Origin of the sequence: Vibrio sp. 10N.286.48.F5 (genome assembly GCF_041469785.1) — a bacterium.
Taxonomy (GTDB): Bacteria; Pseudomonadota; Gammaproteobacteria; order Enterobacterales; family Vibrionaceae; genus Vibrio; species Vibrio crassostreae_C.
Genome location: NZ_JBFRLG010000006.1, coordinates 194,651 through 207,078, shown reverse-complemented (window position 1 = coordinate 207,078; position 12,428 = coordinate 194,651). Strand labels below are relative to the sequence as shown.

9 protein-coding genes are annotated in these 12,428 nt (G+C 45.3%); 7 read left to right on the top strand and 2 right to left on the bottom strand.

What is annotated here, in order from left to right; translation table 11 throughout:
• Positions 1–175 precede the first annotated feature (175 nt).
• On the top strand, positions 176–520 hold the full coding sequence (locus tag AB4185_RS06865) for a YajD family HNH nuclease (RefSeq protein WP_017060876.1): 345 nt from the start codon (positions 176–178) through the stop codon (positions 518–520).
• 180 nt (positions 521–700) lie between these two features.
• Here AB4185_RS06865 and AB4185_RS06860 read toward each other — a convergent pair whose 3' ends face one another.
• Positions 701–1,081 carry a hypothetical protein gene (locus tag AB4185_RS06860; RefSeq protein WP_017064770.1) on the bottom strand — a complete coding sequence of 127 codons (381 nt, stop codon included), beginning with the start codon at positions 1,079–1,081 and terminating at the stop codon, positions 701–703.
• Positions 1,082–1,675: 594 nt separating this feature from the next.
• Here AB4185_RS06860 and AB4185_RS06855 point away from each other — a divergent pair.
• The 3 genes from AB4185_RS06855 (at position 1,676) to AB4185_RS06845 (ending at position 7,227) form a co-directional block, all read left to right on the top strand.
• Positions 1,676–2,914, top strand: coding sequence for an OFA family MFS transporter (locus AB4185_RS06855; protein WP_017067032.1), 1,239 nt, complete (start codon positions 1,676–1,678; stop codon positions 2,912–2,914).
• 57 nt (positions 2,915–2,971) lie between these two features.
• Complete coding sequence (locus tag AB4185_RS06850) at positions 2,972–4,636, top strand: VRR-NUC domain-containing protein (RefSeq protein WP_372135202.1); 1,665 nt, start codon at positions 2,972–2,974, stop codon at positions 4,634–4,636.
• Positions 4,637–4,872: 236 nt separating this feature from the next.
• On the top strand, positions 4,873–7,227 hold the full coding sequence (locus tag AB4185_RS06845) for a fatty acid cis/trans isomerase (protein ID WP_372058268.1): 2,355 nt from the start codon (positions 4,873–4,875) through the stop codon (positions 7,225–7,227).
• Positions 7,228–7,349: 122 nt separating this feature from the next.
• Here the strand turns inward: AB4185_RS06845 and AB4185_RS06840 are convergent, their stop codons facing one another.
• Complete coding sequence (locus AB4185_RS06840) at positions 7,350–8,288, bottom strand: LysR family transcriptional regulator (RefSeq protein ID WP_372135200.1); 939 nt, start codon at positions 8,286–8,288, stop codon at positions 7,350–7,352.
• A 93-nt stretch (positions 8,289–8,381) separates the two neighbouring features.
• On the opposite strand from AB4185_RS06840, the gene AB4185_RS06835 reads away from it, so the two are divergent.
• The 3 genes from AB4185_RS06835 to AB4185_RS06825 are packed head-to-tail and all read left to right on the top strand — an operon-like array spanning position 8,382 to position 12,422.
• Positions 8,382–9,707: a cytosine permease gene (locus tag AB4185_RS06835; RefSeq protein WP_372135198.1), complete on the top strand. Its 1,326-nt coding sequence runs from the start codon at positions 8,382–8,384 to the stop codon at positions 9,705–9,707.
• A gap of 5 nt (positions 9,708–9,712) precedes the next feature.
• Entirely contained in the window at positions 9,713–10,837 is a 1,125-nt protein-coding gene (locus AB4185_RS06830; protein ID WP_372135196.1) for a DUF917 domain-containing protein, read from the top strand.
• A gap of 4 nt (positions 10,838–10,841) precedes the next feature.
• Positions 10,842–12,422 (top strand): hydantoinase/oxoprolinase N-terminal domain-containing protein, encoded by a 1,581-nt coding sequence (locus AB4185_RS06825; protein WP_017064777.1) that lies wholly within the window; start codon positions 10,842–10,844, stop codon positions 12,420–12,422.
• Positions 12,423–12,428: the final 6 nt, after the last annotated feature.

Genomic DNA, 12,428 nt, shown 5'->3' with positions numbered 1-12,428 from the left:
AGAAAGACATAACCCGCTTAAGCGTTAGTGTGTAGAAGGTAAGTCTGTATTCAAACTTCAATCTAATATCGATAAGTCCACTGCATCATTTAGCAATGATTTTACGAACGACATACCGACAGCTTCAAGAAAGCTGTGATAAAATCGGGATATTACAATTGATAAGGATTTGGCAATGTCTTCTGATTTCACAGGTTCGAGTGCAGCGTATGCTCGCCAAGAGAAAGGCTACCGCGAAAAAGCACTAAAACTGTACCCTTGGGTTTGTGGTAAATGTGCGCGCGAATTTGTTTACTCAAACCTCCGAGAGCTTACCGTTCACCACGTGGATCACGACCATACAAACAACCCTGAAGATGGCAGCAACTGGGAGCTACTGTGCCTGTACTGTCACGATCATGAGCATTCAAAATACACTGACCATGAGCGTTATGGTGTGGATGCAAAAGCGAGTTTAGATGATCATCAGTCAGCGACACACAACCCGTTCGCCGATCTCGCTAAGATGATGAAGAAATAACACACCTTCAGAGTAGTCTTTGGTAGATGGTAACTGCTAGATAATAGATACATAACAAGTAACCCCAGTATGTCACCATACTGGGGTTTCTTTTATCTGCCGTCATAACCAAATAATAGAGTTCAGGTAGGCAGGATCAAAAAAGCCTTCCGAAGAAGGCTTTTTAAGAATCAAATCGAATTATGCTGCCGCTTGCTTGCGAGACTCTTCTACCTTCTTAGCGCGCTGTTTTAGCGTCAATTTATCGCGGTATGCAAACCAAACGTAAGACACAACCACTAAGAAGAACAGGTATGACAATGAGAAAATGAACGGCGATTGAATGATATCGTTCGAGATACCCCAAGAAACACCGATAACAGTCACTGCAATTTTCGCAAAAAAGCCACACATCAATAGCACTAATGCCAACTGTGGGAAACGCGTACTGCGGAATGCAAGCCAGTAGCAACTACCAACTGCTAGAGCCGCAACATAGAAGCCGAATAGGAAAGAGTGAATATGGTCAGCTGCCGCTACACCACCAGAAATTGACATCAATAAAATTAAAAACAGTTTCATAATACTCGCCTCACCATAAGTTGGAAACGCATCCTTTCAAATTTGGAATCTCAGTTTGCATACTATTTTCCCACTTTTTACGGACAACACAACCCCTCCAATCGAACAAAATGTAAGCAAAAGTACTAACAAAAATCACCCTTAACAATTACTTAACATTCTGTTTTTAATAAAACTCCGTTACTCCTTGTCTCATATGAGCAAAGCGCTGTTACGATTTATTTTGTTACACAAATTTAACCTTGGAAATTAATTAAAATTATTTGTAACTCTGTGATATCCGCACGCAATACGCGTCTATTCAAAAACCATCACCTCAAAATCCCTGAAATAATAAGAAGACAGAGCGAAAAAGAACAAAATAGAGAGGTGTTAAAAACATTTCAAAAACCAATGAAAAACAACTTATTAACAAATTGAATTTAATTTACCAAAAATGGAAAAAGAGATTCCAATCACATTTTAATTGGTTATAATCCGCGCTCTTTTGCGCTATCTGTTGATAAACGCAAACTAATTTTGAAGAAACAATCACAATAACCCGTCTTTAGTTAAGTGGCTCTCCACTAACCGATGACAAAACTGAGAATAAAAATGAGCAAGATTGATAAAGCAACACGTATCCTGCTAGCAGGCTTCTGTATCAACCTTTGTCTTGGCATCCTGTATGCTTGGAGTGTATTTAACAAAGCGCTAGTAACTGAAGCTGGTTGGAGTGCTGCTGAAGCATCTTCACCTTACGCTATTGCAACTATCACATTCTCTGTTTGTCTTCTTGTTGCGGGCATCCTACAAGACCGTATGGGTCCACGTAAGATCCTTATCCTAGGTACAGCGCTTACAGGCCTAGGTATGATTGCTTCTGGTTTCGCTACAACGCCTATGATGCTGAACATCACGTTCGGTATTATAACAGGTGCAGGTATCGGCTTCGGTTACGCATGTCTGTCTCCATCAGCAATGAAGTGGTTCCACTCTTCTAAGAAAGGTATGGTTAACGGTCTTATCGCAGCAGGCTTCGGTCTTGCGGCTATTTACCTAGCACCAGTAACTTCTGCGCTAATCGACAGCATGGGTATCCAAACTAGCTTTATGATTCTTGGTGTTGGTGTACTTGCAATCGCAGTACCTCTAGCAGCAACAATCAACAACCCACCAGCGGATTACACGCCAGCTGAGCCTAAAGTAAAAGCAGGCCAAGCTCCTAAAGCGGTTAAGAAGACTGAAGACCTAACTTGGAAAGTAATGCTGAAGACTCCTCAGTTCTACTCTCTATGGATCATGTACGCATTCGCTGCATCTGTTGGTCTAATGATCATCGGTAACATCACTACAATTGCTAGCGTTCAAGCTAACCTGCCAAACGCAGTTTACCTAGCGTCTATCCTTGCAGTATTCAACTCAGGCGGCCGTGTTGCTGCGGGTATGCTTGCAGATAAAATCGGTGGCGTACGTACTCTACTTCTAGCGTTCATCCTTCAAGGCGCGAACATGGCTCTATTCGCTACGTTCAACTCTGAATTCACGCTAATCATTGGTACGGCTATCGCAGCGGTTGGTTACGGTACGCTTCTAGCAGTATTCCCAACACTAACTGCTGAGTTCTACGGCCTGAAAAACTACGGTACTAACTACGGCGTGCTTTACACGGCATGGGGTATCGGCGGCGCTATCGGTGCAGCAGTTGTTGGCTTCTCAATGTCAAACGGCGAAGGTTACGGCCTAGCTTACACAATCTCTGCAGTTATGATGGCAGTGTGTATTGTTCTAGCAATCATCACTAAACCAATCTCTGAAGCTAAAGTTGCTGAACTAAAAGCATCACAAGCTTAATCAACAGAAAAGATTGAATTTGTTACTGAAGAGCTTAACCTTAGGGTTAGGCTCTTTTTGTATCAAGCGACTTCTCCATTGACGACCGAAACCACTCTTCAGCTCTCCCCCACTTATTATCTCGACAACTTCAATCGACTGGTTGAACACGCTCAAACGCTCTACCCCGATCTTCTGAGTGATGATGAATGTCGTTGGTTGTCCGCATACAAACGTCTTTCTGTTTCAAGCCAATGCCTAATGGTTCGTTTGCTTTCTCGTAAAGGCCGTTGGTTTCGCAGCGATAAACTCAACTATGTTGAGATCCCAGATCTAAAGACCGTACTGCAAGAGCTAAACAGCTCAGGCTTCATTGGGTTGAGTCATCCCGAAGAACAGCATGACCTCGCCATTAGTGAGGTCGAGCTCGGGTTTCACTTGCTCACCAAACCAGAGCTGTTGAGTGTATTCCCCGCCCTTAAGAGCCATAGAAATGCCAAGAAAGACGAGCTGTTGTTACGGCTTGATCAGCAACCTTTTGATCAATTTCAAAACCTCTCTTTCGACTGTATTTACGTCATCGAATCTCAAGTGATTGATGTATTACTGTTGCTGTTCTTTGCCAACACCTATCAAGACTTAAGTCAGTTCGTGTTAAGCGACCTTGGGCTAAACACCTTTGAGAACTACCCATTAAGCAAGCAACACCGCTTCTTCACCTCTAGGGATCAGCTCAATCAATTAATCCAGATGCGCGATATTCAACGCTTTTATTCAGAAGGTGACCGCAAAGATGGCGAGTTTCTGGAACTGCTTTTAAATGCGATTCCTGAAGAATCAGAACACAGAAGTATTGCCAGAAAACGATCGCGTTTGATCAATGATATTGCTCGCGATCTTGAAAGGCTTAATCTAAACGACCAAGCTATCTTTTGGTTCAGACAATCTACACTTCCTCCGAGCAGAGAACGACTTGCACGCATCTATGATAAGCAAGGTACGCTAGACTTAATGTGTGACATTGTCACGCAAATGAAAGCTACTCCATCGGATGTGTCAGAGTTGGAAATCGCTATTAAGCTTGAAGACCGGCTGCTACGGAAACAGGGGCACAAAGTTTCACGAACCATAAAGCCGAGCTGCAAAGAGTTAAAACTGGAATTAGACCTCAGCCAAACTCGAGTCGAGCTTGCGGTAAAGCAGCATTTTGAGAACCAAGGTTGGGACGTCTACTTTTCAGAAAACAGTTTTCTGTGTGGCTTGTTTGGTTTGGCTTTCTGGGATGTCATTTTCGCAGACGTTGAAGGCGCCTTTATCAATCGTTACCAACATCGACCATTGGATCTGTACCATTCAGATTTCGTAGACAAGCGAGCCGAACAGATTGAAGCCGTGTTTCAAACGATATCCAAACATGGGCTGAACCATTTTCTTGATACTTACGATGAAAAGCAAGGTATCGCGAACCCCTTTGTTCATTGGAATTATTTTCCTAAAGCACTCATCGAACACGGCATGGCTTCAATTCCAAATGCCTTGGTTGTAGACCTCTTCAAAGTGATATTGAGTGACTTAAAGCTATTTAGAACTGGGATGCCGGATTTGATTGCGTTCAAGGGCGATGAGTTTCATTGGATTGAAGTCAAAGGCCCTGGCGATAAACTGCAAGACAACCAGTGGCGCTGGATCAAAGAGTTTGAGCGATTGTCTGTCCCCTTCTCTGTTTGTTACGTCAATCAATGAGTCTTAGCTCTTAACTCTTAACTCTTAACTCTTAACTCTTAACTCTTAACTGCTAGCTTTCAGCTCTTGGGACTTAAATCTAGCTAAGTCTAAACACCAATTTCTGAGCACTAGCGAGTGACGCGCATCGACAAGTCACTCGTCCCATCAAGATCTTGTCTACAAAATTGTTAGAACATGAGCATTTTCAATCATTTTCGATATAATTATAGAAAATGCCTAATATTTAAATACGTATGAATTTGAAAAAACTCTTCATTTTAGCTTTTGTTAGCGTCTTCTCAGGTTGTGCCGTCTACGCGGGTTTAAACTTCGACGAACTGTTTGGTGAACAACAAGTACGCGATCGCCAAGCACCTATTCTTTCAGCTCAAGCGCAGCACTTCATTGACGAAGTAAAGCCCATCATTGATAACCGATGCGTGGTTTGTCACGCTTGTTATGACGCCCCTTGCCAACTCAAAATGTCTTCAGTGGAAGGTATAGACCGAGGCGCGAGCAAGGCACTCGTTTATCAAGGCACCCGCTTAACGGCATCAGCCCCTACTCGCTTGTTTGAAGATGCTTTAACCACGCAAGAGTGGCGCGATGCGGATTTTCATCCTGTCCTCAATGAGCGCATGCAAAACTCAACGGCTAACCTCGATGCTGGTCTTGTTTCTCGTATGTTGATCCAGAAAGAGAATCACCCTCTGCCCGATCAAACCCAGCTTGAAGGTTTCGACTTTTCAATCGATCGCGACCAACAGTGCCCAACCATTGAAGAATACGCTCAATACGAGAGAGATTACCCAACTTGGGGAATGCCTTATGGGATGCCAAACTTAGACAAAACCGAATACGCGACTTTAATGAGTTGGTTGGAAAATGGCGCGTTAATGAACGACCACATTCCATTGACTGATGCAGAACAAGAGCTCGTTAATGTCTACGAAAGCTTTTTAAACAAGAGTGACAATAAGAGTCAACTTTCAGCACGTTACATCTACGAGCACCTGTTTTTATCTCATGTCTATTTTTCTGATTTAGCTCAGCCAACACGCTTCTTCACTGTTGTTCGCTCTGCAACACCACCAGGTGAAGCGGTACAGCGCATCACGACTCGTCGCCCTTATGACGATCCAAAAGTAGACCGTGTTTACTACCGTCTGATTCCAAAACAAGGCACTATCGTCGACAAAACGCACATGCCTTTCGCACTTAATAAAGAGCGTCTACAAAAGTGGAATACCTGGTTTGTCGACGTAAATTACGAAGTAAAACAACTACCTAGTTACGACATCGATGTTTCAGCTAACCCAATGACTTCGTTTGAAGCACTGCCAGTAAACTCGCGCTTCAACTTCATGTTAGATAACGCGCAAAACACCATCATGGCCTACATCAAAGGACCTGTGTGTCGTGGTCAACTTGCCTTGAACGTAATTAACGACCGTTTTTGGGTTTTCTTCATCGACCCAGAGAAAGCCGATGTTCCGGAAATCAACGCCTTCTACGCAAGTCAAAAGAAAAACTTAAAGCTGCCTAGCGAACTAAAAAGTAACACCGTACCTGTGACCAACTGGGTAAGATACGCAAAGCAACAAGCGCAATACCTAAACGCGAAATCAGACTTCACTAACCAATGGTTCGAGAGTGGCGTCCACCTAGACACTGGCATCATTTGGGATGGCGATGGCATCAACCCGAATGCTGCTCTCACCGTCTTTAGGCACTTCGATAGCGCCTCTGTTGTACAAGGGTTAGTTGGCACGCAACCTAAGACTGCGTGGATTCTTGATTATGCTCTTCTAGAGCGTATTCATTATCTTCTCGTTGCAGGCTTCGATGTTTACGGCAACTTTGGCCACCAGCTGATTACACGCATGTTCATGGACTTCTTGCGTCTTGAAGGTGAGAGTAACTTCTTAAGCCTTCTTCCTAAAGACGTTCGTCACATTGAACACTCTAGTTGGTACCAGAACCAAAGCGCACAACTGAGTGACTATTTGCAGCGAAACATTGCACCTTTTGATCAGCCGACCAGCGTGGTTTACAAAACGGCGGATCCGAAACACGAACTGCTTGATATGATCAAAGATAAGCTCGCACCTGTTCTCGATAATCGCTTTGAGATTGTTGAAACAGGTTTTGGTAGGAAGAATGAAGCACTGCTTAACCAAGTGAATTTGATAAAGGGCGAAGGCCTGCGTCATGTGCCTCAATTAGTGATGATCATGATTGAAGGCGAAAACGGCGAAGAGCAACTGTTCACCATGATTCACAACAACGCTCACAGCAACATTTCGAGCCTGTTTAATGAAGAAGGTAACCGTGATTACGCCAATGATGACCTAACCCTCGTAAGAGGCGTTGTCGGTAGCTACCCTGCGGCTTACCTATCATTAACCGAAAGCGACATTCCGACTCTGGTTAAAACGCTACAGAACTTGAACACGGAAGAAGACTACGTGGCGTTACTTGATAAGTTTGCTGTACGACGCAGCTCTCCGGAGTTTTGGCCGTTCAGTGACCGTGTCCATCGCTGGTATCAACAAGCGCAACCTATCGAGTTCGGCCTGTTGGATTACAACCGCTTTGAGAACCGCTAGTTTTCACGCATAACTTTTAAAAACAAAAATCCTCTGTCTTGGCAGAGGTTTTTTGTTTATGGGGAAAAGTATCGTAAATGCTATTGAGAAGCGAGAAGTGCTCTTAAGAAGCGAAAAGTGCTCTAGATTGAACCCGATGTTTCCGGTTGGTGTAGCTCATCAAAAAACGCACGCGCGGCGGGGGAAAGGGAATCTACAGGTTGCTTCAACACCACATAAAACTGACTCTTAAGGCTCCACTTCTCGGGCTGAAGCGGAATCAAGGCTTGGTCATAATGGCCACGGTCGGTTAAATGAGACGGTAAAAAACTCAGGTGTGTGCCCGCCAAGGTTAAAATTACACCCGACTCGACATGCCAGCCATCAAAAGGCTTTACGGAATCGTACTGCTCAATATTCAGTAATCGGAACATCTCATCTTTGGCATAGCCGCCCATGTTGATACGACAGCCATCCAATGAGAAATCCTTGTCCATGATCTTCTCAGCCAGATCCTTACGCGCATACAGATAACTGTGCTCTTCAAACAGTGGGTATTTATGTTGAAACGCTGATTTTTGATGTGACCCTAGAACCACTATCATCATATCAATCTGGTTCTTTGCTAACTTCTCATTCAACTGGGTGAAATCCCCGACATCAACACTCACCTCAACACTGTTACTGCGTTGGTAAAACGTCTCGATCGCTTTGGGAAGTGGGTTATAAGGCAAAGTGACGGTGTTATCCAAACATCCAATTCGCACATGCCCAGAGAGTTCCGTCTGTACACCTCGTAACTTATAAGCGAAGTCGGTTAAGGTCGATTTTAGTTGGTTCGCATATTTATACACTTGCTCACCTTCATGAGTCAGCTTAAAACCACGTCGACCACGTTGGCATAATGTTAATTCTAAGCTTTTTTCCAAGGCAATAAGCTGATTACTCAGCACTGGTTGACTAATCCCAGTGCTTGCGACCGCCTGATTGATGCCTCCTTGTTCAACAATTTCACAAAAAAGCTCTAATCTACGTAGGTCTCTTTTATCTAACTTATTGTTTTGATTCACTTTACCACTCACATTTGTTTTTTGTTATGTTTACATCTGATTATATTCATTTATTAACAATAAATACATCAGTATGCTTTATTCACACTTATGGAATAACAATGCATGGATGGCACTATGGCGGCAGAAGCTTACGTGAATAAACCCGAAGCAACACACAGCCACAAAAAGATAGATGACTTCGAGTTGGAACCCGTTCCCGAGAAGGCCAAACGATCTTGGTGGGTCATCAGCCTTATTTGGTTGGCAATCGGCATCGACATTTCGGGACTGTTTCTCGGCTCGATTCTAAGCAGCGGTATTGGTTTTGAAGACGCACTGCTTGCCACGTTTATTGGTTCAGGCTTATTGGCGATCATCGCGATGCTGTGTGCCAACATTGGCTTTCAAGCTGGCGTCTCTACCCCGCTGGTGAGCAGCGCGGTATTTGGCCGTAACGGCGGTAAAATTCTTGGCTTCATCAACGGCATCTCATTAGTCGGCTGGTTCGCATTCCAGGCTGATTTCTTCGCTTTCATCATGGTCGATGCACTGGCGAAATACGACATCATAATTTCACACCTCACCGCTCTTATTGGCGGCAGTGTGTTAATGATGATGACGGCTATCTATGGCGTTCGTGCTTTAGGCAAACTCAGTACCTATTCTGTTCCATTGATGGTGACGTTGATTACCATCGGTTTGTTTATGGCTGCTGATTATCAAGGTGGCGCAGCGCCATCGATTGAAGATCCTTTGACGCTTGGCCAAGCCATCTCTTTTGTTATGTCTATCTGGATTCTAGCTGCGGTTGCTGCACCTGATATTGCTCGCTACGCCAAAACACGCCGTGATGCGATTTTAGGAGCGGGTATCGGTTTCCTCGTCGGCAACAGCGCCATCATTCTTATCGCATTGATCTTGACCAAAATGACCGGCACCGACGACCTAGTCGAAGTCTTCTTCACCCTAGGTTTAGGCATGGCGGCCATTATAGTACTGGTATTCGCACAATGGACCACCAACAGTAGCAACCTAACCTCTGGCGGCTTATGCATGTCGATGGTTCTACCTAAGATTCCGCGCCCTGTTCTGGTTGTGATCATGACCATCGTCGGCATTGGTATCGCTCAACTCGGCATGGTGAACAAGTTTACCGACTTCTTAATGCTACTCAGCGTAACCATTGCGCCTGCTGCGGGTGTCTACATCGTTCAATATTATGTTTTAGATTCGACAAAAATGAGCTTTGAGAACATCCAACAAGTTCCAGCCTGGATGTTTAAAGGCTTGGCTTCTTGGTCATTTGGTACTGCATTCAGCGCTTGTACTGCACCAGAGTTTTTCAACCTGTTTTCGTTCACCAGCATCTCGGCGTTAGACGGCATTCTTGCCGCTGGTGTGATTTACCTCGCCCTAATGAAGCTTTCTCCTTCAAGTGATAAGGAATAGTAGTTGTGATTATTACTGAACAAATGATTGATGATATCGCGCTGGGTGCGACGGTATTAGGTACTGGCGGCGGCGGTGACCCATACAGCGGTGCCTTGATGGCGAAAGTAGCCATTGCAACGGCAAAGCACCCTGTACGCATGATTCCTTTAGAAGACGTGCAAGACGATTGGATGACAGTGCCCTCATCAATGATTGGCGCACCAACAGTCGCAGTAGAGAAACTCAATTCGAAAGATCAAATGTTGATTGCTTTCGAAGCGATGGAAAAAGCGCTCGGCACTGAAGTAGCGGCAACGTTTCCTATCGAAGTAGGCGGCTTCAATTCATTGATTCCAATTCTCGTTGCAGCACAAAAGAACATTCCTGTGATCGATTGTGATGCGATGGGACGTGCGTTCCCAGAAGCTCAGATGGTGACCTTCTTTCTTGATGGTCTCCCTTCGGCACCGAACACATTGGCCGATGAGCGTGGCAATGTCGTCACGCTTTATCCGATTGACGGTATTTGGTCTGAAAAGTTTGCGAGGCCGATTACCGAACAGATGGGTGGCTCTGCAGCAATGTGCGATTACCCAATGAACGGTAAGAACCTAAAACGCAGCGCACTGCCTGCAACACTGACCCAAGCAATGAAGATTGGTGAAGCGATTAGACTGGCGAACGACAACAATAAAATTGGCACACAGGCCGTATTAGACATTGTCGGCGGCCATACCATCATCAGTGGCAAGATTGTTGATATTCAACGTGAAACCGATGGTGGTTTTGCAACAGGTGGTGTCGTGATTGAAAAGCTGGCTCAGTTTGAAGATACCGGCGTCGATAACGTGTTTGTGCAGTTCCAAAACGAATTACTTCTCGCGCACAAAGGTACAAGCCGCGCAGACATGAGCCAAGATAACCTGCTGGCATCAACACCGGATCTTATTTCGATCTTGGATCATGAAACGGGTAAGCCAATCACAACCGAACAACTTCGTTACGGGCAGCGCATCGACCTTATCGCTTACCCTTGCGACCCCAAATGGCGCACTGACAAAGGTATTGAAGTCGCGGGCCCGGGTTACTTTGGCTACACCGTCGAGTATCAAACCATTGAACAACTAAAGTCTGCATTGAAGAGGTAGTCGCATGACAAACATTACGCTTGATTACTGCCGTTTGGGCATTGACGTAGGTGGCACCAATACCGACGGTGTGCTGCTCGACGCAGACTTAAATGTGATTGCCAAAGTAAAAACCGCAACCACACATGATGTTTCAACAGGGATCGACAACGCGATTTCTGCGCTATTAAACCAAGCAAACATTGATGGTCAGCAAGTGAAACACGCGATGCTTGGCACGACTCAATGCACCAACGCAATCGTTGAACGAAAAGGCTTAGACAGAGTCGGCATGATTCGCTTAGCGCTTCCCAGTGGTGATAGCGTCCCGCCCCTTTGTGGTTGGAGTGAAGCGTGGCAAAACCTGCTTGGTCAGCACTTCTACCAAGCACACGGCGGCTATGAATATGACGGCCAGTTGATTGCCGACATTCAAGAGTCTGAGATCCGCGAGCTTTGCCAGAAAATGAAAGGCCAAGTGGATTCCATTGCTATCTGCGGAGTGTTCTCTCCCGTCAACGGCGACCAGGAGCTTCAAGCAGCAGAATGGATTCAACAAGAACTTCCGGGCGTGAACCTATCGTTATCCCATAAAGTGGGCAGTTTAGGGCTTTTAGAGCGTGAGAACGCCACTATCCTCAATGCGGCTCTGCAAGGGACAGCAAAACGATTCGTTGACGGCTTTTGCAGTGCACTCATCAATCATGAAATCCACACCACGCCTTATTTCGGTCAGAACGACGGAACACTGATGTCACAGCAGTTCGCATTGATGTACCCGATTCTTACCGTGGCTTGTGGGCCAACAAACTCGATTCGTGGAGCGAGTCACTTAACTAAGTTAAAAGACGCGATTGTGGTCGATGTGGGCGGCACTACGTCTGATATCGGCGTACTGACTCACGGCTACCCAAGAGAATCGAGCTTAGCAGTAGAAATCGGTGAAGTGAGAACCAACTTCCGTATGCCTGATATTTTGGCGTTAGCCATTGGTGGTGGTACCAAGGTTCGCTTTGAACAGCAGCGTATAGAGCTAGGCCCAGAAAGTGTTGGCCATACCTTGACGCAAACGGCGCGTAGCTTTGGTGGTGATGAACTTACGCTCACCGATATTGCACTCAAAACAGGACAAATGCAGTGGCAGGCAGAACATCAACTGAGTGATGAGATTGGTGTTTCAGCCGAACAAGCAAGCAAGATTTATCAACAAATGGTCACGGATGTTGAAGAAGGCATCGATAAGATGAAGACCTCTGCGGCGAGTGTACCCGTAATCATGGTTGGTGGTGGTAGTGCCCTATTCCCAGATCATTTTGAAGGTGTGAGCCAAGTGGTTCGTCCTGAGCACTTTGAAGTGGCTAATGCGATTGGTGTTGCGTTAGGTGAAATATCAGGTCAATTCGATAAGATCGTACCGATTGACCCAGCATCACGTGAAGAGACCTTAAAGGGCTTGGAAGCACAATCAAAGCAACTGGCGATTGAAGCTGGCGCATGCAGCGATAATGTCGCGATCATTGAACGCAGCGAGATTCCATTAAGCTACCTACAAGGCAATATGGTTCACGTTAAGATCAAAGCTGCTGGACATATCAAGATGGCTTAGAGCCGT

Bases quoted from the DNA above. Each gene is read 5' to 3' on its own strand.
- AB4185_RS06865 (WP_017060876.1), top strand. From the start codon at position 176: ATGTCTTCTGATTTCACAGGTTCGAGTGCAGCGTATGCTCGCCAAGAG.
- AB4185_RS06825 (WP_017064777.1), top strand. From the start codon at position 10,842: ATGACAAACATTACGCTTGATTACTGCCGTTTGGGCATTGACGTAGGT.
- AB4185_RS06855 (WP_017067032.1), top strand. From the start codon at position 1,676: ATGAGCAAGATTGATAAAGCAACACGTATCCTGCTAGCAGGCTTCTGT.
- AB4185_RS06860 (WP_017064770.1), bottom strand. From the start codon at position 1,081: ATGAAACTGTTTTTAATTTTATTGATGTCAATTTCTGGTGGTGTAGCG.
- AB4185_RS06845 (WP_372058268.1), top strand. From the start codon at position 4,873: ATGAATTTGAAAAAACTCTTCATTTTAGCTTTTGTTAGCGTCTTCTCA.
- AB4185_RS06835 (WP_372135198.1), top strand. From the start codon at position 8,382: ATGGATGGCACTATGGCGGCAGAAGCTTACGTGAATAAACCCGAAGCA.